The organism is Parcubacteria group bacterium (assembly GCA_041660065.1).
GTDB lineage: Bacteria > Patescibacteriota > Minisyncoccia > Moranbacterales.
The window spans coordinates 262,401-289,158 of the sequence record JBAZXC010000002.1 but is presented as its reverse complement, the minus strand read 5'-3'; the positions used below and the strand labels follow the sequence as shown (position 1 = coordinate 289,158).

General features: G+C 40.4%; 28 protein-coding genes and 1 tRNA gene. 15 read left to right on the top strand and 14 right to left on the bottom strand.

Annotation, left to right across the window (positions count from 1 at the left end):
* Positions 1–43: 43 nt before the first annotated feature.
* The 3 genes from WC819_03950 (at position 44) to WC819_03940 (ending at position 1,754) form a co-directional block, all read left to right on the top strand.
* Positions 44–334, top strand: coding sequence for a hypothetical protein (locus WC819_03950; GenBank protein ID MFA5986471.1), 291 nt, complete (start codon positions 44–46; stop codon positions 332–334).
* Between the two features lie 238 nt (positions 335–572).
* Positions 573–734, top strand: a complete 162-nt coding sequence (locus WC819_03945; protein MFA5986470.1) for a hypothetical protein — start codon at positions 573–575, stop codon at positions 732–734.
* A gap of 99 nt (positions 735–833) precedes the next feature.
* Positions 834–1,754: an L-lactate dehydrogenase gene (locus tag WC819_03940; GenBank protein MFA5986469.1), complete on the top strand. Its 921-nt coding sequence runs from the start codon at positions 834–836 to the stop codon at positions 1,752–1,754.
* A 43-nt stretch (positions 1,755–1,797) separates the two neighbouring features.
* Here WC819_03940 and WC819_03935 read toward each other — a convergent pair whose 3' ends face one another.
* Positions 1,798–3,009 carry a L,D-transpeptidase gene (locus tag WC819_03935; GenBank protein MFA5986468.1) on the bottom strand — a complete coding sequence of 404 codons (1,212 nt, stop codon included), beginning with the start codon at positions 3,007–3,009 and terminating at the stop codon, positions 1,798–1,800.
* Positions 3,010–3,249: 240 nt separating this feature from the next.
* Here WC819_03935 and WC819_03930 point away from each other — a divergent pair, with 240 nt between their 5' ends.
* Together WC819_03930 and WC819_03925 are read left to right on the top strand one after the other, a co-directional pair.
* Positions 3,250–4,224 carry a hypothetical protein gene (locus tag WC819_03930; protein MFA5986467.1) on the top strand — a complete coding sequence of 325 codons (975 nt, stop codon included), beginning with the start codon at positions 3,250–3,252 and terminating at the stop codon, positions 4,222–4,224.
* A gap of 52 nt (positions 4,225–4,276) precedes the next feature.
* Entirely contained in the window at positions 4,277–5,191 is a 915-nt protein-coding gene (locus WC819_03925) for a hypothetical protein (GenBank protein MFA5986466.1), read from the top strand.
* An 83-nt stretch (positions 5,192–5,274) separates the two neighbouring features.
* Here WC819_03925 and WC819_03920 read toward each other — a convergent pair.
* The 7 genes from WC819_03920 to rpsO form a co-directional block, all read right to left on the bottom strand.
* Positions 5,275–5,348 (bottom strand) — tRNA-Val (locus WC819_03920).
* A gap of 36 nt (positions 5,349–5,384) precedes the next feature.
* Positions 5,385–7,247: an ATP-dependent zinc metalloprotease FtsH gene (ftsH, locus tag WC819_03915; protein ID MFA5986465.1), complete on the bottom strand. Its 1,863-nt coding sequence runs from the start codon at positions 7,245–7,247 to the stop codon at positions 5,385–5,387.
* Positions 7,248–7,295: 48 nt separating this feature from the next.
* Complete coding sequence (gene tilS / locus WC819_03910; GenBank protein MFA5986464.1) at positions 7,296–8,267, bottom strand: tRNA lysidine(34) synthetase TilS; 972 nt, start codon at positions 8,265–8,267, stop codon at positions 7,296–7,298.
* Positions 8,268–8,277: 10 nt separating this feature from the next.
* The gene (locus WC819_03905) at positions 8,278–8,832 is read right to left on the bottom strand and encodes a cytidylate kinase family protein (GenBank protein ID MFA5986463.1); all 555 of its coding nucleotides are present in this window, start codon (positions 8,830–8,832) and stop codon (positions 8,278–8,280) included.
* Between the two features lie 69 nt (positions 8,833–8,901).
* Entirely contained in the window at positions 8,902–10,185 is a 1,284-nt protein-coding gene (locus WC819_03900; GenBank protein ID MFA5986462.1) for a S1 RNA-binding domain-containing protein, read from the bottom strand.
* 257 nt (positions 10,186–10,442) lie between these two features.
* Complete coding sequence (locus WC819_03895; GenBank protein ID MFA5986461.1) at positions 10,443–10,937, bottom strand: NYN domain-containing protein; 495 nt, start codon at positions 10,935–10,937, stop codon at positions 10,443–10,445.
* Positions 10,938–10,997: 60 nt separating this feature from the next.
* Positions 10,998–11,273, bottom strand: coding sequence for a 30S ribosomal protein S15 (gene rpsO, locus WC819_03890; protein MFA5986460.1), 276 nt, complete (start codon positions 11,271–11,273; stop codon positions 10,998–11,000).
* Positions 11,274–11,557: 284 nt separating this feature from the next.
* Between rpsO and pnp the strand changes: the two genes are divergently transcribed.
* Both pnp and WC819_03880 read left to right on the top strand, forming a co-directional pair.
* A complete protein-coding gene (pnp, locus tag WC819_03885; GenBank protein ID MFA5986459.1) occupies positions 11,558–13,678 on the top strand; it encodes a polyribonucleotide nucleotidyltransferase in 2,121 nt (706 codons plus the stop codon).
* 103 nt (positions 13,679–13,781) lie between these two features.
* On the top strand, positions 13,782–14,891 hold the full coding sequence (locus WC819_03880) for a hypothetical protein (GenBank protein ID MFA5986458.1): 1,110 nt from the start codon (positions 13,782–13,784) through the stop codon (positions 14,889–14,891).
* A 965-nt stretch (positions 14,892–15,856) separates the two neighbouring features.
* Here WC819_03880 and WC819_03875 read toward each other — a convergent pair.
* The 3 genes from WC819_03875 to WC819_03865 are packed head-to-tail and all read right to left on the bottom strand — an operon-like array spanning position 15,857 to position 18,272.
* Positions 15,857–17,056 (bottom strand): class II aldolase/adducin family protein, encoded by a 1,200-nt coding sequence (locus WC819_03875; GenBank protein MFA5986457.1) that lies wholly within the window; start codon positions 17,054–17,056, stop codon positions 15,857–15,859.
* Entirely contained in the window at positions 17,053–17,619 is a 567-nt protein-coding gene (locus tag WC819_03870) for a flavoprotein (GenBank protein ID MFA5986456.1), read from the bottom strand. Before WC819_03870 ends, WC819_03875 begins: the two co-directional genes overlap by 4 nt.
* Positions 17,616–18,272 carry a phosphopantothenoylcysteine decarboxylase gene (locus tag WC819_03865; protein MFA5986455.1) on the bottom strand — a complete coding sequence of 219 codons (657 nt, stop codon included), beginning with the start codon at positions 18,270–18,272 and terminating at the stop codon, positions 17,616–17,618. Before WC819_03865 ends, WC819_03870 begins: the two co-directional genes overlap by 4 nt.
* Before the next feature lie 229 nt (positions 18,273–18,501).
* Between WC819_03865 and WC819_03860 the strand changes: the two genes are divergently transcribed.
* From WC819_03860 to WC819_03825, 8 genes are all read left to right on the top strand, one after another.
* Entirely contained in the window at positions 18,502–19,293 is a 792-nt protein-coding gene (locus tag WC819_03860; protein ID MFA5986454.1) for a helix-turn-helix domain-containing protein, read from the top strand.
* A gap of 135 nt (positions 19,294–19,428) precedes the next feature.
* Positions 19,429–20,151, top strand: a complete 723-nt coding sequence (gene radC, locus WC819_03855; protein ID MFA5986453.1) for a DNA repair protein RadC — start codon at positions 19,429–19,431, stop codon at positions 20,149–20,151.
* A gap of 14 nt (positions 20,152–20,165) precedes the next feature.
* A complete protein-coding gene (locus WC819_03850; protein MFA5986452.1) occupies positions 20,166–20,510 on the top strand; it encodes a hypothetical protein in 345 nt (114 codons plus the stop codon).
* A 59-nt stretch (positions 20,511–20,569) separates the two neighbouring features.
* Positions 20,570–20,935, top strand: coding sequence for a YraN family protein (locus WC819_03845; protein MFA5986451.1), 366 nt, complete (start codon positions 20,570–20,572; stop codon positions 20,933–20,935).
* A gap of 135 nt (positions 20,936–21,070) precedes the next feature.
* Positions 21,071–21,424, top strand: coding sequence for a hypothetical protein (locus WC819_03840; GenBank protein ID MFA5986450.1), 354 nt, complete (start codon positions 21,071–21,073; stop codon positions 21,422–21,424).
* Positions 21,425–21,434: 10 nt separating this feature from the next.
* Positions 21,435–21,845: a signal peptidase II gene (gene lspA / locus WC819_03835; GenBank protein ID MFA5986449.1), complete on the top strand. Its 411-nt coding sequence runs from the start codon at positions 21,435–21,437 to the stop codon at positions 21,843–21,845.
* Between the two features lie 68 nt (positions 21,846–21,913).
* Positions 21,914–23,434, top strand: a complete 1,521-nt coding sequence (locus tag WC819_03830; protein MFA5986448.1) for a YifB family Mg chelatase-like AAA ATPase — start codon at positions 21,914–21,916, stop codon at positions 23,432–23,434.
* A gap of 148 nt (positions 23,435–23,582) precedes the next feature.
* Positions 23,583–23,792, top strand: a complete 210-nt coding sequence (locus tag WC819_03825) for a hypothetical protein (protein MFA5986447.1) — start codon at positions 23,583–23,585, stop codon at positions 23,790–23,792.
* Between the two features lie 166 nt (positions 23,793–23,958).
* On the opposite strand, the gene WC819_03820 is transcribed toward WC819_03825, so the two are convergent.
* The 3 genes from WC819_03820 to WC819_03810 all read right to left on the bottom strand — a co-directional run bounded on the left by WC819_03820 (position 23,959) and on the right by WC819_03810 (position 26,656).
* Positions 23,959–24,495: an NUDIX hydrolase gene (locus tag WC819_03820; GenBank protein ID MFA5986446.1), complete on the bottom strand. Its 537-nt coding sequence runs from the start codon at positions 24,493–24,495 to the stop codon at positions 23,959–23,961.
* Positions 24,496–24,499: 4 nt separating this feature from the next.
* Entirely contained in the window at positions 24,500–25,366 is an 867-nt protein-coding gene (locus tag WC819_03815; GenBank protein ID MFA5986445.1) for an NTP transferase domain-containing protein, read from the bottom strand.
* A gap of 72 nt (positions 25,367–25,438) precedes the next feature.
* Positions 25,439–26,656: a Gfo/Idh/MocA family oxidoreductase gene (locus WC819_03810; GenBank protein ID MFA5986444.1), complete on the bottom strand. Its 1,218-nt coding sequence runs from the start codon at positions 26,654–26,656 to the stop codon at positions 25,439–25,441.
* Positions 26,657–26,758 lie beyond the last annotated feature (102 nt).

Sequence of the window (26,758 nt, the reverse complement as noted above, 5' to 3'; positions counted from 1 at the left end):
ATATCACGCAGTTAAGTTCAATAATACAACACAGGAGAACGTCATGGAAAAAATTACGATAGTAAATTTGATCCTAAAAGTTGTGACGGTTTATGTGAACGGAAAAGTCGTTCACGTGATTCCTGCAGCAACAGAAGGATCTGTACCTGCAGATGAAATTCGCGAGAATGTCTATTATCTTGTCGATATTCGCAGGGTCGCTGAGCGCAAGGATTTTATCTTTGCACAGCAACCTGCCGGACCGCGGAGAATGCCGAGGCACTTTCATCCATATTTTATTCGTTTTAAAAATATGGATGAGTTCAATAATATGGAGTTTTTACCAGCTAGTTAGGTTGGATGTTCTATAGGGGGATCGTTGTATATTTACAGCGATCCCTTCTCTCTAAAAAACTTTATTGGCAAGAGGTTTCTTAGAGGGAATATTAATGTAAAATTATGAAAATAATGTATATACCCCGACCATATGATGATCCACAATATCATTTGACAATGAAAAAGGTGACTCAAAATGTGAGACAAAAATTTTACAAGAAAATGTTGTTTATCCTAACTAAAAAAGGAGAAAGGAAATGAAAAGAAAGAAGCTTGTGTTTGTTTTGGAGCGTGTGCCGGTAAAACTGCACGCGGAAACGGTGGAAACCCTGCGTCATCGTGGTGGTGCACACGGAACACCACAAGGTAAAAGAGCTTATAATCGTCAGGACAAATCCTGGAAAAAGGAGGAAATATGAAAAAAATCGAAAGCAGTAAGAAACATTACTGCTTTTAATTTTATAAAGTGAATTGGAAAATGTGGTATAATTAAAAAATAATTTACATATAAAAAACATATGAAAAACAAAGTGACGATCATTGGGGCGGGGATGGTGGGGTCCACTGTGGCGTATAGTTTGGTATTACAGGATATTGTGGAAGAAATTGCGTTGATGGATCTCAACGAAGAGCTTGTGAAGGCGCAGGTGATGGATCTGCAACATTCTGTGCCGTTTGTGGGGCGCACGGATGTGAAGGTGGGCACATATGATGATTGTGCTGATAGTGATGTGGTGGTGATCACATGTGGCGCGGCACAGAAGCCCGGTGAGACGCGTCTTGATCTCGTGCAAAAAAACGCGGCAATTATCAAAGGTATTGTGCCACAAGTATTTGAAAAAAATCCCAACACAATCCTTGTCATGGTCACAAATCCTGTGGATGTGCTTACGAAGCTGGCGATATCACTCTTTCCCGATAAAAAGGATCGAATCATGGGCACAGGAACACTCCTTGATTCGGCACGTTTTCGCGAGCTTATCGGCTTAAAGATGGATATCGATCCAAAAAGTATTCATGCATATATTCTTGGCGAGCATGGAGACAGCGAGTTTCCTGTTTGGAGTATGGCATCGATTGGCAACATGAAACTGGGGACTTGCAATCGTCTCAATGATGATGATAAAACAAAAATTTTTGAAGAGGCAAAAAATGCGGCATATACGATCATTGCGGGGAAACAATCAACATATTATGCAATTGGCGCTGGTTGTGCACACCTCGTTCAAACGATCGTACATGATAAAAAGTCTGTTCTTCCCGTATCACATGCAATAGAAGGTGCGTATGGTATTGATGATGTGTGTCTCAGTATGCCGGCAGTTGTGGGTTGTAATGGCATAGAAGGACGCTTATGTATAGAATTAAATGAAGAGGAGCAAAAAAACTTGCAACATACGGCGGAAGTGTTAAAAGAAACATTTGCATCAATCGCATAAAATCAAAAACACTTCTCATGCCGAGAAGTGTTTTTTGATGTTTTTAATGGATAACTACAGGCGTTCCAATTTCTGCCCAATTGTAGATATATTTGGAGTTTTTGGCATCGTGACGTACGCAGCCGGGGGAAACGGCATTGCCAATGCTCGCAATGCTTTCTTTGCCGCCCTGTGGCATATCTGCATGACCCTCCGGCCATACGATGAGGTCATGAAAACCATATTCCCCATCTTCTGTAAATGCCATCCAAAAAGGAAGGTAAACCTGGAACATGCTCGATAAAGCGTAAGGATCTTTATTATAGATCTTGTATGTGCCTTTTGGTGTGGGTGTGTCTTTTGCGCCGGGGGAATTTACAAAATTTGTGACAAAAGCACCATGGTCAAACAATGTTGTAACTTGGGCATCGAGATTAACGTCAATGTACTTGCTTTCTTTTATGAGGGGCATTGTTGACCGACGGGCAATATCAAGTCGCTCAGCAAAAGCTTTTGGCCAGACATTTGGCGTGGGTAATATCGCATTGAATTGTATAGAATCAATAGGAAAAAAACGCATCGAATCATCCGTGGAATATTTGGCAAAAAGTGTGAGATTGTGTTCACTGAGTGATCCATCAGGTTCTCCCGTGATGCGTATATGAAGTTCATTATTTTCTTTGTCGATAAACTGTTCTGTTTGTATAAAGGGACGCACAACAGCCTGTAAATCAATATTTTGAAGTGAACGATCAAAAGTTAAAATGATCTCTTCTCCTTGTGGAACATAGCGATCAGAGGAGGGTATTTTTTCCGCGATAATTTGTGGGTATTGTGCAGTTTTAAAAGAAAAAATATATGACAAACCATTTGAGGAACGATAATTATCAGATGAAAATGCAAGGGAATATGATGTGTCTGGATCCCATAATGATTGTGGAATTATATCAACAGAGCGATGGTCATCTTTCCACAGATATATGAGTTTTTCCGATGGTGTTACAGAGACGGATCGTTCGTAAATAGTCGGATCAATGATCGTTTCTGCAAAAGAAACGTGGATGTGCTCATCAAGGTTGATAATTGTATCGTTGATGACTGTTGGTTTTTGTGTGATATGTTTTGTATTATCAATATACATATTCAAGCTAGTACTCGCGGATGTAATCGGAATGAAGAGAAGTCCAATAAATGCAATTTTACGTCGATTAAAATATGTCATTTTGTGCAAATGCTTTTTGAAAGTATCTTTTATGATAAAATAGCGTGTTTTCATTGAAACGATAAAACAAAAAATGAGCATCTGATCGTTGGAGATCAATTGCTCACCCTTACGTCTAAATTATAGCACAAAAATAAGATTAAATCAATCTTTTTCGCGGGTTTTATAAAAAAACGAATGATTTTGAAAAAATCCTTGTGATATGAATACAAATTTATAAAAGAAAGAATTTTAGTTGGTTTTCTAAGAAAAAAAAGTGTGGTATAATTGTGATATAAAATTAAAAGAAATATTGTGAAAGGTAAATATTCTTATAATGGGCTCACTCTTGTAGTATTCGTTGTTCTATTGCTGGGAGCGTTTTCGTTTTTTAGTTTTGCCGATGATACAAACCTGACTCTGTTTGATGATTTTGATCGCGACGGGGTGAGTAATGGAGAAGAAAGTTCTTATGGTACTGATCCAACAAACTCTGATACGGATCATGACGGATATTCTGACGGAGTGGAGATTGAGAGTGGTTATAATCCGCTTGTGCCCGCGCCGGGTGATCGTATTGTGCAAGCTGATGCACCCAAACAAATTGTGGCAACACAATCTCAAACAAACAATGTAACGCAAAAGGTTGCAGAAAATGTCGTTTCATATCTTGCTGATGCGCAGGAGTCCGGGGATAAGGAAATAACGTCAGAGGATTTTTCAAAGGTCATGGCAAATGCAGTTAATGAAGAGGTGGTTTTTACTGATGTGCCACCGATTGACATCAGTGAGTTTACAGTTAAAAATCAGGATTACGACGATCTTTCCAAACGAGAAAAGGAAGAACAAATGAAGCAAGATGCGATTGAATACTTCACGGCGGTGTCGTATGTCTTCATTTCCAATTTTCCAAATGGATTTTTTGATCGATCACCGGAAACATTTCAAGCGGAGGTGATGAAAAATATGAATAATTTTTCCGGATCGCTGACGAGTTATGCATTTTTTGAATCAATGGCAGAAAATGCCATTGCTGCAGAAAAACAAATGAATGAAGTAGAGGTTCCGGAAGAAATGCTTGAGATTCATACACAGGGCATATATCTTTTGCGGTACATGGAAACTCTTTATCAAGACGGTAGTTATAAAAAATCTTCCACAGACATCACGCCGATGATCGCTACACTTGCGCAAGCGCAGGGACTTATAGAAAAATCGTCGGATTTTCAGACAAAAGTTACGGAAAAGTTGCAGAAGTATGGTATCGAAGACACATTTTTAAAACTATAAAACAAATATGTACAAAAAGATTTGTGTATTAAGTCTAATGCTTCTCATGACCATGATGCCATTTTCATATGCGCGTGCGGATATGTGGGGATCCAACTTTGGAGCGGCCGGCATGAAAGAAATGCTAGAAGAAATTTATGATGAGATTCAAAAGGCGATTGCTGCAGCGGCAAAGATGGCCGCAATTGAACAAGCAACATCGAGCATCGAAAGTTCGCTGTATGGAGGAGACTCTTCTCCGCGCAATATTAAAAATTTTGATGATTTTTTAGTGCAGGGACCACAGGACAAAACGGTGGCATACGGAGAGGATTGGCTTACATCGACAACAGGTGGCAAAGGAGGTTCAAGTGATTATACGTCTTCCAGCGACGGAGGTGATCTGGGATCTTCCTTGCAAGATGCTGGTGACAGTGTTTTGGATGATTGGAATGGAAAAAATGAAATGAAAGCTGATTATGATGAGTATTGCAGTAGTACCAGTGAATTATTTGCAGATGGTAATTACCTCTGTTTTGATGCGATTATGGCTAATCCTGTCAACACGCCTATAGGGTTAAAGCAAGAGATGGATAAGGCAATGGTAGCAAAATATCAGCAAGAACAAGATGTAGCAAAGCTTACGGCAACAAGCCCGGGAACATTGCCACAATATGATGATAATGGTGATGTGGAGTTACCAAACTCTGTTGTGGAAGAAATTCAAAAACAACAAGTCACACTTCCTCTTGACGCGTTGGCCAATGGGGATAGCAATGTTTTTTCTGAGTTGATCCAGTCATTTGCAGTAGAGCTTATCACAAATGTGATAAATAACGGATTGTCTGAGGCACAAGATTCTATGGACAAGAATAATGATGCATTTCAAAATCAATACGATGATGAATATGGAAATGCTTCTAGTAGTGCAGGTCCGGAATATGACAATTATGACGATCTCATGAAAGCAAAGAATCAAAAATATTGATCTTTATCAAGAACTTTTTACAAGTAGAGCATTTGCAATAAATGTGAATCAAAAAACTCCGCAATGATGCGGAGTTTTATTTGTGGACGGCACAAGATTCGAACTTGTGACCTTCTGCATGTCGAGCAGACGCTCTAACCAGCTGAGCTAGCCGTCCTTTATTGATGTGTGTCTTCATGCACACATCAAATAGCTACACCGTTTGAATATGTTCTTTAGGTAGATCTTCTGATGGTTTTTTCCCTGCAATAATTGCTTCAAATTCTTCTTTTTCGATCGTCTCTCTCTCCAAGAGGCGTTTTGCAATGATGTCTAATATATCACGTTTGTCGATGAGAATTTTTTCAGCTGTCGCTTTTGCTTTTGCGAGAATTTTTGCTACGACAATGTCAATTGTTTCTGCAGTTTTATCGGAGTAATCTCGCTCTTCCGTTACCTCACGCCCCAAGAAGATAAGATCCTCGTTCTTTCCAAATGTGCGCACGCCCAATTCGCTCATGCCAAATTGCGTGACAATGCTGCGTGCCATTTTTGTTGCGCGCTTGAGATCGTTAGATGGTCCTGTTGTTACATCTTTAAATACTAATTCCTCCGCAACATAGCCACCGAGAAAAACAGATAATTCGTCCATGAAATATGCGCGTGAATGCAAGCTCTTATCTCTGTCCGGTACGGAAAGTGTATATCCACCAGCGCTACCGCGAGAAATAATTGATACTTTGTGTACAGGGTCGGTGTTTTCTAGACTTGCGCCGACCAAAGCATGACCGGCTTCATGATAGGCAACGATTTCTTTTTCCTTCTCATCCATGCGGTTATTTTTATGTGCGGGACCGAGGAGGACTTTTTCAATTGAATCAACGATGTCGATCATCTCAACACTTTTCTTATTACGACGTCCTGCAAGAAGGGCACCCTCATTCATCAAATTCATCAAGTCTGCACCGGAAAACCCTGGAGTGCGTTGCGCAATGCGCTCCAAGTCTACATCGGGGTTTGTTTTTTTGTCCTTCGCATGAATAGCGAGGATCGCTTTACGATCAATGATGTCGGGGAGTTCAACTGTTACACGACGGTCAAAACGTCCCGGTCTGAGCAGTGCTGGATCCAGTACATCCGGTCGGTTCGTTGCGGCAACGACGATCACATTGGTCTGATTATCAAAACCGTCCATCTCTACAAGGATCTGATTGAGTGTTTGTTCGCGTTCGTCATGTCCGCCACCGAGACCTGTACCACGCTGTCTCCCTACAGCATCAATTTCATCAATGAAAACGATGGAAGGGGATTGTTTTTTTGCTTGTTTGAATAAGTCACGTACGCGTGATGCGCCAACACCAACAAACATTTCTACAAATTCCGATCCACTGATTGAAAAGAAAGGAACACCTGCTTCACCTGCTACAGCGCGGGCGAGGAGTGTTTTTCCTGTGCCGGGACGACCGAGAAGGAGAACGCCTTTGGGAATTTTTGCGCCAAGAGCACGAAATTTTTTGGGTTCTTTTAAAAAATCAACGATTTCGATCAATTCATCTTTTGCCTCTTTATTGCCGGCAACATCTTTGAATTGTGTGCGATTTTTTTTATCTTTGGGATCGATCATGCGGGCACGAGATGTGCCAAACATCATTGCTTGGTTGTTGCCACGCATTGCCTGTCGCATCATAAAGAAGATCAATCCGCCGATAATAAGAATTGGCAACACTGATGGAATGAGAATTGTTGCCCAAAAAGACGCACCGGACCGTACCTCCACAGTGATTGGTACGGAAGAGAGTCTGGTTTCATCAACACCAAAATTGCGCAAGGTTTCCGTGAGGCTCGCATCCGGCTCTTTGTTTGTCTCTTGTTTTGTGCCGTCACGTAATTCGATGCGTATATTGCCATCGGATTTTACTGTAATTGTCTTAACTTTATCTTCGTTGATCTGTTGAGACAGTTGTGTAATTGCAATCTTTTCGATGGACTCTTTTTTGCCGGTTGAAAGGGCAAAAAACATGAGTATTATGAGTAAAATAATAATGATCAGAGAAGAATTTTTGAATATTTTTTCCATTGAATTTAGTTTAAATGATGATATCCTGTGTTTGTCTCGAATATAAAATCACGACTTACAACAAGTAAATATCACTGTATCACCTTTTCGATGCATTTTCAAGTCTTTTCCAGAAAAGGTCTGATTTTTGTTTTTTGTGCTCAAAATCAATTTACGCAATTCATCGATCAAACCTTTTTCGATATTTTTTGTAGTACCACATAATGATCTGATCATTAACATCAAACAATGTCTTTGTAAGGCTGTGTTAATATGGGTGAAGTCTTTGGTTTCAAATCTAATCGTGTTTTTTTCTTGGTTTGTCTTCCAAAAAACAGTAACGAGTGTATCCAATGCTTTTATATCTTCAGCGATCATTTCTGCTGTACGTGCCAACACGGAAACGATTTGGGGATTATAGTTCTTTTGCAAATAGGGAATCAGTCGTGTACGAATGCGATTTCGTGCAAATGTGGGATTACTGTTTGTATGATCTATGTTGTACATCACATTGTTTTTTTTGCAATATGTAATGATTATGTCGCGCGATACAGAGAGAAGTGGTCGTATCACATAGTTTGGTGAGACAAATCTCATGCCCACCAACCCTCCCAAGCCACTACCGCGCAATAGATGGAGAAGAAATGTCTCTGCCTGATCATTTTTATTATGCGCTACCATAATGCATTGCGCGCTATATTTAATACGTAATTTTTCAAAATAGTTGTATCTGATATTTCGCCATAATTCCTCATTGCTTTGCGTCATATGATCAACGATCAGAGTTTCACATGGCAGTCCGTGTTCATGCGCAACAGATTCTACCAATTGCTGATCTCGTTGTGAGTCATTGTCACGTAGGCCATAGTTTATATGTGCAACGATTAGTGTCAATTGTTCTTTTTTTGCAATTTTTATCATGACATCCAATAAACACATACTGTCTGGACCGCCAGATACACCCAAAATGATCGTGTCAAAATCTACCCACATATGATGCAGCGCATTCATGTTTTGCACGTGTTTGACGAGATTCTTCATAAAGAAAAATTTATGTGCGGGAGATAATATATTGACGGATTTTTTCATAGGCTTCATCCGGCGTCAAGTGTGTTGTATCGAGGACAAAATCATAATTTTTGAGATCAAAGCAGTCCTTGTTATAGTATTTTTTGTAACGGGCGTCATCGCTTCGTGTTCTTTTATTATTACTTGCCAAAACATCCTCTACGCTTTTGAGGTTAGATCCTTCGTTGCGACCGTGATTGATCGATAGATCGGAAAAAATGCGTCGAGCCCCCTCCAATGGATCTACTTTGATATAAATTTTGACGGATTGTGGGATCAAAAACCAACTTGTGCGACCCTCGATGATAAAATTATCTTCTGTATCGCCAAGCTTTTTCTGGTAGGCGTCCACGTCGTGGTCTGTCTCGGGATGCTCTTCGCCATATGCATTATATTCTTCCAATGTCATCCCTTTCTTTTTTGCCGCGTCGCGACGAATTTGGCCCATATAATATCTTTTGTAACCGAGATCCCGTTCTAATTTTTTGCCAATCGTGCTTTTGCCGGAGCCGGGATCTCCTGTGATCGTGATAATCATATATTCGTATAATTAAATGTATTATCTATGAAACAAAAGCGCCCGGAAACATTTCCGGGCGCATTGAGACTATTTTTTTGGTGCAACCTCTTCTTTTGGCGCATCAGCTTTTGACTCCAGCTCCTTCATCTTTTTTTCATCGATGAGTACAAGTCCCATGCGATGCTCTTTCGGTTCAATTGATAGGATTTTCCACATGAATTCCTCTTTTAGGGCAATCTTCTCATCGAGTTTTTTGCCCGGGTACATTTCTTGAAACTCGCTTACATGTGCAAGACCGTGAATATCGTTATCGAGATAAACAAATGCACCGAAATGATTGATCTTGTCAACCTTTCCTTTGTAGATCTGTCCCACAGTGTATTTTTCAGTGATTTTAGTCCAGGGGTCTTCTTTGAGTGCTTTGATTGAAAGTGAAATGCGTGTATCATCAATGCCGATGATCTTTGCTTCTGTTCGATCACCCACCTTGATCACTTCACGCGGATTGTCGATCAATTGCCATGCAAGCTCGCTGATATGGATCAATCCTTCTAGTCGAGCATCTTCGTCTGCAAGATCAGCGCCAGCCGGAACAAATTTGACAAATGCACCAAAATCGACAACACCACTCACTTCACCAGTGATCGTGTCACCTACGTGTAATCCGGAGATTGCTTTGCGCTCACGATCGCTGAGGGCGGCTTTTTCTGAAACGATCAATTTTTCCTCTTCTTGATTGATATCGATGATGCGCACAGGCAGTTCTTGGCTTACCAATCGTTTGAGCAAATCAAGAATTTTATTTTTATCGCCATCTTCTACGCGTGGATAGTTTTTGCTTGACAATTGTGATACAGGAAGGAATCCCACGACACCATTGACCTCTACCATGAGACCACCTTTGTTTGCATCGAGCATCTTGACCATGATCGTTTCTTTGTTTTCCATTTTTTCTCGAAGATCATCCCATGCACGTTCGTAAGAAGCTTCACGGATCGATAATTCGATATAGCCCTCATCATTGTCCAAGTCAACAACTGTTGCTTGTACCGTGCTTCCTGGGCGCAATTTTTCATCAGCAGAAAGACCGCTCTTTGCTTCGCGACCAATTACCATGCCTGTACCAATCGGGCCAATGTCCAATAACACCACGCTTGCAGAAATATCAATAACAGTTGCCTCGACTACATCGCCCACGTGAGGCACTTTTATTGTGTCGGTGTCCAAAAGAGTAGCCATATCATCCACAATTGGCTCTGGTTGGGGGTTTGATTTCTCAATTTTTACTTGGGCAGCAGCTTCTGCTTTTGCTTTGCTACTTGCCTTGACTTCTTCTACGATCTTGTCTAACAGTTCATCAGTCTTTGCCATAAAGGTTCATTTGTGGGTCAAACACATACATTGGTGTTGATCCATAATCCACGCATCTCATAGTGGATTGTTAATAATTTACGAGAGATGCAAAAAATTTCCACAAAGGGAAATTATTAAGAAAGCGTATCGGGGAAAATTAAGACATTTTCTCCGCTTATCCACAAATATGTGGGCAAGTATTCACTTGTTTAATAATTACCATTGTTTGACCAGTATAGAACAAAAAACGTAAAAATGCAAGAGAGCGGTATTTTTTAGATCAAAAAACGTTTTTTGTCGGAAGAAAGATTGAGAAAATCATTAAGCGTTTCAATCAGTCGTGTGCTTGTGGATTCGCCAAAGGCAACGCCTTCTACGCGGCAACCGGTAGTATTTTGGATGTATTCCACAAGAGGGACATAGTCGCCATCGCCGGAAGCAAGAATGATAACGTCAACACTTTTGGATAATTTGATCGCATCAATCGCGATGCCGACGTCCCAGTCTCCCTTTTTTTGCCCGCCGGCAAAAATTTGTAGATCTTTCGTTTTGACCTCAAATCCGAGATTTTCCAATGCGTCAAAGAATTTTTCCTCCTGAGCCTCTTCTGTGGAGATGCCATAACCGATTGCACGAATGAGTTTGCGACCCTCCACAGCAGAAGAGAGAAGGTTTTTGAAGTTTACCTTGCGTCCATAAAGTACGCGAGCGCTGTAGTAGAGATTTTGTATGTCAATAAGAAGCCCTATGCGCTGATCTTTGTGTTTCATAAAAGTAGTATAAATAATATATTGCTATTTTAGCACAGATTATAAAAAGGAAAGAGCGTATTATTTACGCTCTCTCAGTTCAAGTTTTTTTACGACTTTTTTATAGGTTTTTTCATCCGTCCGTGCGAGATAATCAAGGAGTTTTTTGCGTTTTGCTACCATCTTTAGAAGTCCTCTGCGTGAGTGAAAATCTTGCTTGTTCTTCTTGAGATGTGCTGTTAATTTGGAAATCTGTGTGGTAAAAAGGGCAACTTGATATTCTGGAGAGCCTGTATCCGTATCATGCCTTTTTACATCTTTTGTGGCGTTCGCTTTTTGACGTTTTGTCAGAGCCATAGTGTTTTGCTTCTGCGATATGGTCGTAATCAGATCACCACCATACACGAGAAAATAAATCAATTACATCGTTCACTATACTACAAAAGGACTAACTATGCAATAGGTCAAATATTTCTTTGACTTTTGGGGGAAAATGTGACACACTGGATGCAGTTAAATTGTAAAATACGGGAGGATTATTTGAGGTCTATGAAGATACTTATATGTATTGCATTGAATGTATATGCAGTGTGTGTATGTATATTTATAGTTCATGCAAGTAGTTTCTTCCGTTCATATATATGGGTGAACAGAAAATGTGGTCGCTGGATGTGGCTGGGCGCACACTTACCATTGAAACAGGGAAGTTGGCAAAACAAGCAAGTGGTGCTGTGACAGTGCGGTATGGTGATACGCAGGTATTGGCGACTGCCGTGATGAGTAAGGACAAGAGCAATGTGATGGGGTATTTCCCCCTCATGGTGGATTATGAAGAGCGTTATTATGCAGCGGGGAAGATCAAGGGCTCACGTTTTATCAAGCGTGAAGGACGTCCAAGTGATGAGGCAGTCTTGGCTGGACGTGCAGTCGATCGTACAATTCGACCGCTTTTTGACATGCGCATGCGCAATGAAGTGCAGGTGGTGATCACTGTGCAGTCAATTGATGGACAAAATGATCCGGATATTATTTCGATCATTGCGGCATCAGCGGCACTATCAATCTCGGATATTCCATGGAATGGTCCTGTGGCTGCTGTGGAAGTTGGTATGGTGGATGGACAAATAGTAATCAATCCGACAACGGAGCAAGAAGTGGCAAGCACAATGAATCTTACACTCTCCGGCACAGAAGAAAAGATCAATATGATCGAAGCGGGAGCATATGAAATACCAGAAGAGGATGTTGTGCGGGCTTTTGAGGCGGGACATGTTGTTGTTACACAGATTGCACAATTCATCCAAGGTATTGCGGCAGAAGCTGGTAAGCAAAAGAGAGAAGCAACATATCTCATGGGTACTCAAGTATGTGAGAATCGTATCAAAGAGGTGTTGGTCAAGCATAATATTGAGGCTGCGCTTTATGGCACAAAGGCAGAAATTGCAGAACAAACGGCAAAAGTGAAGGAATCGACAAAAGAAGAGTTATTGCAAAGTCTTGCCGAAGAAGACCTCATAGGTTTTAATGATGTGTTTTCTCTTGTGTTTGATGAGGTGTGTGATGAAATTGTGCATCGCAACATCATCAAGAATGATCGCCGACCGGATGGTCGCGCAACAGCGGAAATTCGACCGATCACGTGTGAGGTGGGGCTTCTGCCACGCACGCATGGTTCCGGACTTTTTACGCGCGGTGAGACACAGGCATTGACTGTAACAACACTTGGTGCGCCTGGTGATCAGCAAATCATTGATACTATGGAAGTTGATGAGAAAAAACGCTATATCCATCACTACAATTTCCCACCATTTTCTGTGGGGGAAGTACGCTTTATGCGCGGACCGGGACGACGGGAGATTGGACATGGGGCGCTTGCAGAAAAAGCACTGATGCCGGTTATTCCGACAAAAGAAGTTTTTCCATATACAATTTTGCTTGTCTCAGAAATTTTAGAGTCAAACGGTTCGTCATCAATGGCGGCAACATGTGGATCAACATTGTCATTAATGAATACCGGCGTACCGATTGTGCGGCCAGTAAGTGGTATTGCGATGGGCATGATGACGGATTTTACAACAGGAGAATACAAGGTGCTTTCGGATATTCAAGGTGCAGAAGATCATTACGGCGATATGGATCTCAAGGTTGCAGGAACGGAAAAGGGAATTACTGCTGTACAGATGGATGTGAAGATGGCAGGTATCAACACGGAGATGTTTCGTGCAACGCTTATGCAAGCACGTGAAGGACGGATGCATATTTTGGGTAAAATGTTGGCAACAATTCCAGTGCCAAATGCTGACCTTTCCCCATTTGCTCCACGTATTATCACTATGCAGATCAACCCGGACAAAATTCGCGATGTCATCGGACCAGGTGGTAAAGTGATCAATGACATCATTGCAAGAACAGGTGTTGATATCGATATCGAGGATGATGGAAGTGTATTTATCACAGCGGTAGATGCAAAAGGCGGAGAAATGGCACGTTCGATCATTCATGATCTCACGAGAGAGATTGTGGCTGGAGAGATATTTGAAGGAACCGTTGTGCGCATTATGGATTTTGGCGCTTTTGTAGAAGTGTTGCCTGGTAAAGATGGCTTGGTACACATCAGCGAGCTCGCACATCAGCGAGTAAACAAAGTAGAAGATGTGGTAAAAATTGGCGATAAGGTAGCGGTAAAAGTGAAAGAGATCGATGCACAAGGTCGTGTAAATCTTTCGATGAAAGTCTTGATCCCGAAACCTGATCAAAGATAAACCATCAAGCAATTGACCGTGAGTATTTCCTGAGTTGTGCAATATGGTGTATAATGAAGACATTACATTTTATGTAATGTCTTTTGTTTAAAAAAGATGATATATGGAAAATAAAACAAAAAAATCCGATAATACAACAATAGATCCCGCTTATGTTTTTGAAGTGCATACGATGAAAAAAGATGCTACCACTATGCCAAAAACATCACAAGAAAAAAATGAGGGAAAAATGGAAAGTAAAGGAACTTTTGGAAAAAATGAGCAATTGCAACAAAATCTCGCAGCAAATCCATTTTTGGATGCACAAGAACAATCATCAACAGATCCTTTTGCAAACACACCAAAAAAGGAACAACAGGAAAGAATTAACCAGGTGCCAAGTGATATGGTGCAAGAAGGGGTTCCTTTGCCATTGAAAAAACCATCCACACCGCCTCAGAAAAAAAATTCCCTGCATAGTGTCATGATCGTTTTTGTTGTTTTGTTTTTGATTGGCGCGATGTTGTTTGGTGGATATTTATTGATGAATCGTCGTGCGCCGGTTGAGATCGATCTCCCCGTGGAGGAAACTGTTGTGGACGATAAAGTTGTATCTCCGGAAGAATCTCACGCCTATGCTTTAGACCTGCCAAATTATTTTTCTTTTGATGTGGAAAGTGCAACAGCAAAAAATGACATTGCAAGCGGGCTTAAAACGATCAAAGGTAATATGCAAAATTCGGATATTCAAGAACCTGTAAAATTTATTGTGACGGATGCGCATAATAACCCAGTATCATTTCATGTGTTTGCGATCTCCTCTGGCATCAATTTACCACAAGAGATCATATCATCCCTTGAAGAAAACTTTGAGATCTACGCATACAAGGATCCTTCCTATGGTGTGCGTTTTGGACTTGCAATTGATACGAAGAACGTTAATCTTTTACAGGAAAGTCTTAAGACAAAAGAATCTGAGCTGCCAAAAAGTCTGGCATTATTTTTTGATAACCTGATCGTTGTGCCACAGAGTGCTATTTTCAATGATAGTACATACAATACGCATCCAATCAGATATACAAATCTTGATCAAAGCGAATCATACTCTGTTGACTATACGATCAATGGTCAGAGGCTCATCGTTGGTACATCAAAAGATACATTGCGTGCAATGTTGGATGATATTAAAAATGATACGATAGCACCTTCAAAATCAGGAGAATTTACATATTAAAAATTTACGATAAATGATGAACTCTTGACATGGTAAAGAGGCCATTTTGCTTGTGTGCGTTTTTTGCAACAGCAGAAGAGAGGTTGATCAGGAAATTCATTGTGGATAACATGTGATTATGTGTATAACGTGTGTATAAATTACATTAAAAATAAAAAGATTTTCTTTTTTAAAAGAGTATGTGTAAACTATTGCTGTATAAAAAGTTTTTGCAATGTCAAAAAGCATTTTATTTACAAGGAAATTGGGCACCAAGCTTTGACCGAGGGTAAAAAATGTGCTATAATTACTTTGTAAGTGTGAGGCAAGAGATATCCACAGAAAACGCTTTCTTTAAAAATCGCATATTGACGGAGGAAGAATTTCCAATCACAATTTCCCCCTATTTGTGGTTGGAAATCCTTCCCCTGTCCTACTGCATTGATTAAATAATCGATGCACGCGGAGCAGTTCAAATTTCCCACGCTTCGCATAATTTTAAACAAAAATAAAAATAGTTATCTTCAAAAATTTGGAGGTAATGTCCATGAAAACAAATAAAAAAATTAAATGGATCTGTTCTTTTAAACAAAATAGGGGTTATCCGTAGGATGGTGGAAGTATCAACAACAGAATATAGGGAATGTTGTTGCACATTGCATGTACAGAAAATACATGTAGACTCCGTAAGTATATCGCATACTTCACCCGGTGCGAGACCACTTCATTAGGTTACATGTTCGTGCATGCGAACTATACCGGGCACCATGCCCAAGTTTTATTTACTATTCGGGCCACTTGGTGCCCGGTGAATCTTTCTAAACATTTCTCGATGAGAAACAAAGAAAATTCGCCGGAAAATGTTTAACAACAAACGCTGTAAAAAGCGTTTTTTGTTTTGTTGATGAGGGTATGTATATGATGTGCATAAGTCGTTATCGGGATAAAAAGCCCCGTTACTTTTTTAAAAGTAACGGGATATTTGATTAGTGGTTTATCGCATATTGCGACAGGCGTAATTTTTTGAGACCGGTCGTGATTTGATCAGATCCAATGAGAGCAATGAATCCGTGACCATCAATATTTGCCACCCAAAGATCATGCATTTCCTTGGGCGCTTTTGCGATTACCTCATATGCTTCGTTTTCTGCTCCGCATGGCCATCGTGTTAATTTCTCAGGATATACGTACGATCCCTCACAGAAGAGGTGTCCATGTACAATGGCCTGTACCCATGGCAACTCCGCATAAATTACACGATGCACAGGTGCGTCAACGCTTGGTTTTGCGTCTGCCGATCCTGCATAATGAAGTGCTTCATTATGAAGTGTCCCATCGACATAGACGAAATCTTTTTGTGTCAGTCCGGATTTTGCCACATTTCTCTTTGTGATGACAAAGCCTTGATCGAAACGTGCAGACAGAAATCCGTATGTGCATCGAAAAGAAAAGTTACCCGGCCAGCGTCCACTACCTACATTTTTTTGGATGATCTGCGAGAATGCCGGTTGCATGGCATGAGAAAAATCTAGGAAATCTTTCACATGGGGTACAGAGGGAATGCTATCACTCACGTGCTTTGATCGCCGTCGAATTGCGCGTGTGAAATGCAGGATTTCTGTTGCTAATACTTGTGGCAAATTGGCTCTCGTGCAAGCAATCTCATTGCCCAAGACATCAAGGATCCAAAAGTGTTGCGAATTACCAAGTCGAGAATACACAGCCAATGCGGCGTGTGCGTTGAGCATCCAGCGAAGAATATCAACCATCGACATATCAGGATCCGCGATCTTGAACGGTACGAGAAGCACTTCCGGATGAAGCTTCTTTACCAGAGGCAGAAGCTTTGGCGCTCTATGAAGATCAAGCGTTGCCACACCGTCATCATTCACCCGGATTTTCTGACCAGGGCTTGTACTATGATCAAGATGTTGGTGCGCAAAAAAGTTTGGCAGATGCGGCATGAAGATCACTATGTGTGAGTCAAGACTTTCAATTGCTTGTTCGATCGCATGAAAATCATGCGTGAACTTACCATCAAAATTGCCAATCAATTCTACCTCATCAACGTGTTGTCTCATCTCTCTTGCAATTTCCTGTGCCAGATGACCTTTTCCTGTAGGAACAAGCATCATTACAGGATCAATACTCTGATGGATTGGTCCGCCAAAAATAGTTATTTTCATGATAAGCCTCCATGAGTTTTGACGATTATTTGCTCCAATGTTGCCATAATCGTTGATAATTCGGCCATAGCACCTATGCCATATTCACCACACGCCAACTGTTTCTCAATCGGATAGATGATTTCTGCATGGTAGTCATTCACCAGATTTGCGACGTGGCGATTTGTTAAGGGTTTTAACCACATGTGTGTGTTCATGGACGGCGCTACCGCCAATGATTTTTCCAGTGGCCATGCTCTTATCACGGATGTGATGAGATTGTCACATATGCCACACGCCATTTTAGCGAGCGTGTTAGCAGTTAGTGGTGCAATCAAAAATACATCAGCCCAATTGCACAAATCAATGTGTAAAATGGGTTGGTCTTTTATATAACTGAAACCCGACCATTCATCTGCTTCACGAAAAACAGGGACAGTTACAGTTTTTGGATCCCAAAAGTAAAGGGACCATTCAGTAGCAACAACTCTCACCTCATAACGCGATGTTTCAAGAAGATTCACGAGTTTTGGCGTTAATTTTGCGGCAACGCTACCCGTCACACCTAGTAGAATTTTTTTCATCTCTTTATCCTCCTCCACAATTCTTCCGGTAGCTTATGGCGATCGACTTCTATATATGCGCCATCCGCATAAATGATCATTGCTGATCGATCACACCATTCCAAACAATTTGCAACAATGAGATCAGCATTGGACGATCGAACACTTGCCAAAGCGATAGCAATTAATTCATCATAGGATCGTCCCACTTCCAGTTTGAATTTAATGAGCATCCTGGAAAATTCCCAGTCAGATCTGATTTTATCAATGAGTTTTTCCGTGGGTGAAAGTTCCATATAGAGCTCAGCATGTTTTGATGATACTTTTTGTGTAGCATCGATTTTTACCAGCTGTCCATTTGCGTCTTTTATGCATATGCCACTTACAGAATAATCACTTACCGCAGCCGAGTGGATGATAGCATCGTATGACCCATGCATGATCTGTTGTTGCATGATCTCAGCGAGATCGGCGTATGTTTTGTATGGAATGATCGTCACAGTAGGGACAACAGGAACAATGTCCGGATTTGATGTGACCAGTGTGACATTTGCTCCCGAACGAGAACAGAAATTTGCAATTGCAGCACCCGTTCTTCCTTTGAAGATGTTGGTTATTGCACGCACGCGATCAATAGGTACGAGAGTATTGCCGGCAGTAATGAGTATTTTCATAGCAGAATCTCCTTTTTTGATTGATGACACGTTGGTTTTTATACAAATTGTTAATGTACCAAATGACAATATCATCATAGAAGATGGGGATAAATCGTCAATAAGTGTTTATAACAAAAAAATGACAATATAAAAATACTAGAGTAATAAAGGATAATGACATACAATGATATGTTGACACTAATGTAAATATGGCTATAATTGATGCATAAGTGAAATTTTTAATAATATGTCTCAAATTAAAAATATTCTTCATGAAATGGGTCTTACTGATACAGAAATTGATATTTATCTTGTTGGACTCTCTTATGAAACAATCAGTGTGAAAGAGTTGGAAAAAACAACACGGATCAATCGAACGACGATCTATCATGCGCTCGATACCTTGACTCAAAAAGGATTGGTGTCAAAACGTGAGAGCGGTACAGGTGCAAAATTGTTGTTCACTATGACATCTCCTGAGAATATCAAAAAATTTCTTGATCGAGAGATCAAATTGTTACAAGAAAAGAAAAAAGAAGTTGACACGATCATTCCGCTTTTGATGGATCGTAGCAAACAAAAGGAAGAGGATTTCACAGTATCCCATTTTGAAGGCAGTGAAGGTATTAAGCTGGTTGTAGAAGAAGCGCTGTATTGTCGCAGTCGAGAATGGAGCATTATTGCACCAAAGAAAAATTTTTTCAGTGAATTTGATAGTAATTATGCCCGTTATTATATTAAAACGCGAAAAGAAAACCGCATCAAAGCACGATCACTTTGGGAACATACGCCAGATGCACAGGCATTGACACTTGAGGACGTTCACGACAGGAATCCGCGCTACCTCCCAAAGATCATGCATGGCAAATTTCAATCGGTGATTATCATATTTGATGATAAAGTTGCGTTCATATCATCTATGAAAAATATTTCAGCAGTGCTTATTCATTCGCGTGAAATACACGAAACAATGGCCGCCATGTTTTCTGGTTTGTGGGTCAACGCGGAGGATGTACATCACGTCGCTGATGACCATTGATAATGAAATAATTCACGTATTTTTTTGTTTGAAAAATAATGTGGCGAGAAACATTAACGCAATATGAACGAATAATTGACTGGGGATAGTTTGATTGTTAAAATGAATGCGCCTATTTTAAAATAAAATTTTTTGATGAAAAAATACACACTAAAAGATCAGGATATGATCATGGAAGATTCTCAGGAAAAAAAATATGTTCTCAAGATCAGAGACATGTTGCCGGAGGATAAGCCACGTGAAAAATTATTAAGCGATGGCGTCGAGGCGCTTTCATGTGTGGAGTTGTTGGCTGTTGTTTTGGGGACAGGGACAAAAAAGGAAGAGGTTTTTGTAATGTCGGAAAGAATCTTAAAAGAATATGGAGAAAAGACACTTGCCAACAACAAAAATCCAAAAAAGATCAACGGTGGTCTAGACATTCCATTGGCAAAAGCGTGTCAGATCGTTGCTACGTTTGAATTGGGCAGGCGCTTTTTTCAAAAAAATGAAAATGGATTGGCGCAAATTCGCACAGCGAAAGAAGCATTTGAATATCTGAAGGAGATCGGACGTTTGCCCAAAGAACACTTTCGGGGCATTTATCTCAATAGCCATTTCAAAGTGATCCATGATGAAACTATTTCTGTCGGTAGTTTAACAGCAAATGTTGTGCATCCGCGGGAGGTTTTTAAGCCGGCGATCGAGTATTCTGCCGCGGCAGTCATTGTTGCGCACAATCATCCGTCCGGTGATCCAACGCCGTCAGAAAGCGATATTGCTATTACAAAACAGCTGGTGGAGGCGGGAAAAATTTTGGGCATAGAATTATTGGATCACATCATCATTGCAAAAGATTCTTATAAGATCATTAAATAGTAATAAATAATAATATGAAAAAGCAGGTTCTTCCCTATAAGATATGTGATTGTAGTGTAATCAGTCGCGATGCAATAGGCGTGCCGTCATTCTTTGCGGAAATGTTTGTCCGCGATTGTGCTGTTGAATTCTCTGATAGCGAAGAGATTGCCAGAAGGAGAAAGCGGGATGTGGATGTGTGTGTGAGATTGGACAATTATTTTACTACATTGGCCATCATGATCGATTTGGCACAAAAAGACGAAAAGAATGTGAGCGACAAAATATTGAATGGGGCAAAAGAAGACCTGGCATATTTGCAACGAGAATATTATATATGTCGCAGAGAAGATCCTGATGAATGGCAAGAATTACTGTGAGATGGTGATTTTCTAAAAGGTAAATGGTGATGTTTTTGTGGAGAAAGGAAAAAAAATCTGTGGGTACACTGGGTGAGGATCTTGCTGTAAAATATCTCAAAAAACAGGGATACAAAATTTTGCATAAAAATTGGTATAACTTCAAAGGGAAAAGATTGGGCGAGATCGACATTGTGGCGCAGGCAAAAGATGGCGAGATCGTTTTTGTGGAGGTAAAAACGCGTGTCGTGGATCATGTACAAGATTTCGTTTTGCCCGAAGAGCAAATCACGCAAAGCAAATTACGCAAAATGCAACGTGTGGCAGAATGTTATGTCAAATCTTTTGATCTGTGGCAAAAAAATTGGCGTATGGATGCGATCTCTGTGATCATCAAAGATGGAAAAGTGCATAATGTTACACACATAAAAAATATCTATTTCTAGACAGTTTTTCTTTGATTTGATACACTACATGTGTTATGGGGTTAAAAACGGAAAGGAATGATATACTTTTTCCGTCAAAGTCAAATCAGCTGTTGGCTGAAACTTTATAAACTTTAAACTTTAAACTAAAGAAATATGGCAATTGATGATAAAACGATGCAAGAATTGAAAGAAATGCTGATTGCAGAAAAAGCGCAATTGGATGGTGAATTGGCACGGCTGGGAAAAAAGCAAAATGAGAAAGGAGACTACGAGACGACTTTTTCTGAGAATTTGGGCGAGCATGATGAAGAAAATGCCACAGAAGTAGAGCAGTATGTAGATAATCTCGCAGTGGAACAATCTCTGGAAACACAATTGAAGGATGTGATTGATGCGTTGGAAAAAATGGAAAAAGGCACGTACGGCACCGATGAAGAAACAGGAGAAGAGATCAATCTCGATCGATTGAAAGCTTATCCTGCAGCACGCACAAATGTTCGCGCATAAGATACGAGAAATGCAATGGCATCGATTTCGCAGTTTTTTCTGCGGGATCGGTGTTTTGTTTTTTTTGGTCATTGTGGATCAAGTGATCAAAGTGTTTGTTGTCGGACGTGTGGCGTATTTGTGCAATCGAGGAGTAGCTTTTAGTGTGCAACTCCCCCAAATCTTTTTTATTATTTTGTGGCTAGTCATCATTGTTGCTTTGAGCATGTACTGGCGCACAATGATGAAGGCACGATTTATCATACAAATAGCATTCGTCCTTATTTTTGCGGGGGCAATCGGCAATGTGATCGATCGCATACGATATGGTTGTGTGATCGATTATATGCCGTTTTTGAATATTTCTTCTTTTAACTTTGCGGATGCGCTTATAACTGTTGGCGCAGGTTTCTTGCTTTGGCAGACGATGCGAAAGTCATAAATTGACTTTTGCCGGGCTCCGCAATATGATAGAAAACTATGTTTGTGTAATTTGTTTACATTTTGCTCATGCCATCAAAAATTATTTCTGCAGCAACGATCGGACTTGCGGGAGCGATCGTGGAGATCGAAGTGGACGTGCTTAGCAGTGGATTGCATAACTTTACTCTCGTGGGACTGCCAGACACAGCAGTCAAAGAGTCTCGTGATCGCGTATCCAGTGCGGTAAAAAATAGCGGTTTCAAGCCACCCCACCAGTGTGGTCGCATTACGGTCAATCTGGCACCGGCCGATCTGCAAAAATCCAGTCCAATCTATGATGTGCCGATTGCGATCGGGTTTTTGTCTGCGACAGGACAGCTTGTGTGCAATACAGACAATAAAATGTTTATCGGTGAATTGGCATTGGACGGTAGTGTGCGTGCGATCAATGGTGTGTTGCCGATCACGATTTTTGCCAAAGATCAAGGCTTTGCGGAGATTTATGTGCCGGAAAAAAACGTACAAGAAGCAACAGCTGTGGACGGGATCGATGTGATCCCTGTGCATGATCTGCGTCAGTTGGTGATGCATTTGAGTGGACGGGAAATCATTGCTCCGGCACAGAGAGTTGATGTCGACGTCAGTGATGATGAGACAGTGATCGGTTCATATGATTTCAAATATATCAAAGGACACGAACATGCAAAACGCGCATTGGAAATTGCCGCCGCCGGTGGACATAATGTGATCTTTCACGGACCACCTGGCTCCGGCAAGACGTTGCTTGCCAAGACATTTGTCACGATCCTGCCACGCTTGTCAAAAAAAGAAATTCTCGATATTACAAAGATTTATTCTATAGCAGGATTGCTTTCCGGCAATCAACAATTGATCACATTGAGGCAGTTTCGTTCGCCGCATCACAGTTCGTCAGCAGTATCGCTCATCGGTGGTGGCACAAATCCCAAGCCGGGAGAGATCACGCTGGCGCATCGCGGGGTGCTTTTTCTCGATGAGTTTGCTGAATTTCCGCGTGCCGTACTGGAAAATTTGCGTCAGCCATTGGAAGATGGCATCGTGACGATCGCACGTGCCAAATCATCCGTTACGTTTCCGGCAAATTTTATCCTCGTGGCGGCGATGAATCCGTGCCCGTGCGGATTTGCGACTGATCCACAAAAAGAATGTACATGCACGCCGTCACAAGTGATCCGTTATACACAAAAGATCTCCGGGCCGATCCTGGATCGCATCGATATGCATGTGGACGTGCCACGTATCGCGGTCAATAAGTTGGACGGGGAAGACTACAGTGAAGAAAGCACGCATATCAGAAAACGCGTGGAGCGTGCACGATTGATGCAACACAAGCGATTTGCGACAACAGGTGCTATCAATGCAGAAATGGATCAACGCATGCTTAAAAAGCACTGTGTGCTAGACGCACCGTCTAAAAAACTTTTGCGTGACGCGGCAGAAAGACTGGACCTCAGCGCTCGTGCATACTACCGCATGATCAAACTCGCCCGCACGATCGCGGACTTGGAAGGAGAGGAAAATATCACAGTCAAACACATCGCCGAAGCATTGCAATATCGCCCGAAATAGAAGAATTCGCTGAAATGTGTTGTTGACCTCTTGCTGAAACGATGTATACTATCTGGAAGTTCTTTTTACAGGATGATAGTGTTGAAATCATGTACGATCTCTGAATTTCTGTTAAATGAAATGTATTTTATCAAAAAGGAGGATGTCAATGAGTAATACAACGGTGGTGGATTATGTGATAAAATCTACAGCAAGACAACTGGGGGTTGACGAGAAAGAAGTTACGATGGACACGGTCATTCCTGATATACATCACATGTTTCAATTTGCAAGTGCATATTTGGATAAAATTGTGATAATCAATAATCTCAGCGCTCAGTACACTGTCAAAAGAGCCATTGAGGAGTTTGAACGGTGATTCAAAGGTCGGTCCTGCATCAAGCGTCAAGGAAACAATATTCCTTGACGCTTTTTTTATTTAAATTCTCCATTGACACGTGCAGGAGAGTTTTTCTTTTTTTATAAAAAATGAAGGAGCAGGTTACAAACCTGCTCCTGATGAAGTCTTTTACAAAGTGTGATTTTTATAATAATTTCAAATAGTCGAGTCCTAAAAATCCAATTTCAATATCTGTATTTTTTCCAGTTCGCAACATAATCTTAAAATCTTCCAATGAAGATAATATCACTTCCATAAATTCAGTCTGATCTAATTTTTGTTCAGTAACTTTTTCGCATTCAGTCACGACAACGCAATAACGTCGCATGGTTGAATATGCACAATCAAAAGCTTCCGTAACTAATGTGGCCTTGCCTCTGTAGCCTGTTTCTTCAAGCAATTCTCTTTCGGCAGCTTGTTCCGGGGTTTCGTCTTTGTCCACATAACCGCCAGGCAATTCATTTAAAATCTCATTTGGCCCTGGGCGAAATTGTTTTACTAAAATAGCCTCGTTGTTTTTGGTTAATGCCAATATTCCTACAGAGGGTCCTTCTTTTTTGATATAAAATTCGTTTTCTTTCCCATCAGGCATGCGAAAAACAACCTTTTCAATTTTTCGACTATACTTTTGAAAAACAATTTCACGTGAAAGCTCTTCCCATTTTTTGATTTTGTTTGCCATAACTTTATTTTTTATCTTGATCTAGGTACTTTTTTTCCAATGCCCCGAATAATTTTTTTTCATGTCTTTTGATTTGATGATATTTTTCTGGTGTGCCGGTGTCTGTAAAAAGATTATTTTCATTATTATAAGCAAACAATTCTCCTCGCTTGATCAATTCAGGGATCAGATCTCTGTACGCTGATAACGGCTCTTGTCCCGGTTGCCAATCGTATGATCGCAAAAAATCTGTTTTAAAAATGACGGTGCCGGTACTGCTTGCCTTAAAGCCCGTCCATTGTTCTGGTTCCACCAAAGCATGCTCTTGTCTTGCTTCTCTGCTAAAAATCACCCTGCCATTTTTATCAACAAAAAAAGCTTCTTCATTTGGGACACCTTTTTTTGTGGTTAATACAATTGTCGCAGTGGCATCTGATTTTTCGTGTTGCGCCAACAGATCCACTAAATTTTTTACATACAACACGGTATCAACATTTTCGACGAGGACATTTTTTCCATTATTTTCCGTTTCGCGTATAGCCTTGATCAAATCACCGCCAGTGTCTTCTTGCGTTTCTGTGTTTGCAACCCGTAGTCTTTCATTTTCTTGTCCGGCATAGTATTCTTTGATATCCAAATGATCACCGGCGCCGACAATAATATTTTTAAAACCCAATTCAGACAAAAGGTCTGTGTGATTTTTGACCATTGGCTTGCCATTAAAATCAATGAGGGCTTTGGTCACACCTGATGGACCTTTTGGAAAAATTGATTCTAACCGCGTTCCTCTTCCGCCAGCATTGATGTAGACCGTTGTCTGAGCGAACAGTTTCTTTTTTTCAGTCTCAACATCCTTTGGAACTTCTGCCGTATTTTTGATTTCAAAATTCATAATTGTTTTTTAGAGGAGCCAGATACTTGGTGTTATCGGATGTAATTTTGGCCACAATTTTTTATAACCTATTTATCTTAAAAATCTTCTATTTATTTCATTTCGTGTTGTATTTTCTTGCGACTCATTTCCAATAATACTGCTATCGACTTTCATCTCTTTGCCTCTATTAAAAAACTCTTTCATTTTTTCGATATCCAATTCGCCATTATCATTAACTTGTTCGGAAAGTTCTTGTAATTCTTCTTTTGATAATGAATCTTCTTTCGTTTTTCCTCTTGATTTCTCAACTAATTCTGTTAAATAAATTGGCATAATTCCTTCTCTGCCTGGATTTGCATTTTTTTGCACCTCGCCATTTAATAAGGCAACGAAATTATGTATCAAGGCAGGATGGCTTTTAAAATCCTTTATTCCCAATGATTTTATTTCTTCAAGAGCGCTATCAATCTCAATTTTTTCCTCCTTGCCATCCTTTTCGATATAGGCGCTACTGGATTTGCCTTCAAATCTTATTTTAATAATTCCTTCACTTCCATAAATTTTAATCACTTCTTCTCTGTGATCATCGGAAGGTGATCCATCCATAACAACATAAGCAGCTCTTCCAGCTTCATCCATCATTCCATAACAAATGTCAACATCGACTCCATGCTCATTAAATCTAGTTCCCATGTGTCTAATTTCGTTAGGCCTAAATCCTAAGTCAGTAAATAGAAAATGACTGTAATGGGGGCTATGGTCGGCGAGAAGTCCGGCAGCTGGCTCAGAAGAGTTTTGCCTCCAATTATTTTGTGTGTTTCCTTCCCAGTTATGTCTATAATACATAGATACTGCCTTATAATCTCCAATTCTTCCTTCTCGTAATGCTTTGGCCGCTGCTCTGTAAGCTGGAAACACGCATCTATTAGCGCCAATCTCAATTTCAACATTTTTTTCTTTTGCCTGCCGACAAAGCTTTTTTGCTTCTTCTGTATCGACTGTAAATGGCTTCTCAACATAAACTGATTTCCCCATTTTTATTATAGCTGAGGCTATTTCAAAATGTGTTTTTGGCGGAGAAACGATAATAGCCGCGTCAAATTCTGGGTTGGAAGAAAGAAATTCATCCAAACTATCAAATCCTGATGGAACGATGTCTTTTTCAGTATTATAAATATTTCCCAAGGAATTTCTATTTTCAGCTGATGGGTCTATAAAATATTGCACAATTACATCGTCTCGCTTTGACAGCTCCTTAATGTGATTTTTAGCAAAACCTCCACAACCGAACAGAGCTATCTTTAACATAAATGTATTGAATTAAAAAAATAAAAAATTGTGGCCAAAATTATTTTTCATAACTGGTTATTAAGTGAACTTCAATCGTATAAAAGCCAAAATTTGTATGTT

Coding starts and splice junctions, on each gene's coding strand:
- ftsH (MFA5986465.1), bottom strand. CDS start 7,247: ATGGAAAAAATATTCAAAAATTCTTCTCTGATCATTATTATTTTACTC.
- WC819_03935 (MFA5986468.1), bottom strand. CDS start 3,009: ATGAAAACACGCTATTTTATCATAAAAGATACTTTCAAAAAGCATTTG.
- WC819_03870 (MFA5986456.1), bottom strand. CDS start 17,619: ATGAAAAAAATTCTACTAGGTGTGACGGGTAGCGTTGCCGCAAAATTA.
- WC819_03945 (MFA5986470.1), top strand. CDS start 573: ATGAAAAGAAAGAAGCTTGTGTTTGTTTTGGAGCGTGTGCCGGTAAAA.
- rpsO (MFA5986460.1), bottom strand. CDS start 11,273: ATGGCTCTGACAAAACGTCAAAAAGCGAACGCCACAAAAGATGTAAAA.
- tilS (MFA5986464.1), bottom strand. CDS start 8,267: ATGAAGAATCTCGTCAAACACGTGCAAAACATGAATGCGCTGCATCAT.
- WC819_03895 (MFA5986461.1), bottom strand. CDS start 10,937: ATGAAACACAAAGATCAGCGCATAGGGCTTCTTATTGACATACAAAAT.
- WC819_03875 (MFA5986457.1), bottom strand. CDS start 17,056: ATGAAAATAACTATTTTTGGCGGACCAATCCATCAGAGTATTGATCCT.
- WC819_03940 (MFA5986469.1), top strand. CDS start 834: ATGAAAAACAAAGTGACGATCATTGGGGCGGGGATGGTGGGGTCCACT.
- WC819_03820 (MFA5986446.1), bottom strand. CDS start 24,495: ATGGCAAACAAAATCAAAAAATGGGAAGAGCTTTCACGTGAAATTGTT.
- WC819_03810 (MFA5986444.1), bottom strand. CDS start 26,656: ATGTTAAAGATAGCTCTGTTCGGTTGTGGAGGTTTTGCTAAAAATCAC.
- WC819_03840 (MFA5986450.1), top strand. CDS start 21,071: ATGGCAATTGATGATAAAACGATGCAAGAATTGAAAGAAATGCTGATT.
- WC819_03925 (MFA5986466.1), top strand. CDS start 4,277: ATGATGCCATTTTCATATGCGCGTGCGGATATGTGGGGATCCAACTTT.
- WC819_03815 (MFA5986445.1), bottom strand. CDS start 25,366: ATGAATTTTGAAATCAAAAATACGGCAGAAGTTCCAAAGGATGTTGAG.
- WC819_03900 (MFA5986462.1), bottom strand. CDS start 10,185: ATGGCAAAGACTGATGAACTGTTAGACAAGATCGTAGAAGAAGTCAAG.
- pnp (MFA5986459.1), top strand. CDS start 11,558: ATGGGTGAACAGAAAATGTGGTCGCTGGATGTGGCTGGGCGCACACTT.
- WC819_03865 (MFA5986455.1), bottom strand. CDS start 18,272: ATGAAAATACTCATTACTGCCGGCAATACTCTCGTACCTATTGATCGC.
- WC819_03860 (MFA5986454.1), top strand. CDS start 18,502: ATGTCTCAAATTAAAAATATTCTTCATGAAATGGGTCTTACTGATACA.
- WC819_03850 (MFA5986452.1), top strand. CDS start 20,166: ATGAAAAAGCAGGTTCTTCCCTATAAGATATGTGATTGTAGTGTAATC.
- WC819_03880 (MFA5986458.1), top strand. CDS start 13,782: ATGGAAAATAAAACAAAAAAATCCGATAATACAACAATAGATCCCGCT.
- WC819_03950 (MFA5986471.1), top strand. CDS start 44: ATGGAAAAAATTACGATAGTAAATTTGATCCTAAAAGTTGTGACGGTT.
- radC (MFA5986453.1), top strand. CDS start 19,429: ATGAAAAAATACACACTAAAAGATCAGGATATGATCATGGAAGATTCT.
- lspA (MFA5986449.1), top strand. CDS start 21,435: ATGCAATGGCATCGATTTCGCAGTTTTTTCTGCGGGATCGGTGTTTTG.
- WC819_03825 (MFA5986447.1), top strand. CDS start 23,583: ATGAGTAATACAACGGTGGTGGATTATGTGATAAAATCTACAGCAAGA.
- WC819_03905 (MFA5986463.1), bottom strand. CDS start 8,832: ATGATTATCACGATCACAGGAGATCCCGGCTCCGGCAAAAGCACGATT.
- WC819_03830 (MFA5986448.1), top strand. CDS start 21,914: ATGCCATCAAAAATTATTTCTGCAGCAACGATCGGACTTGCGGGAGCG.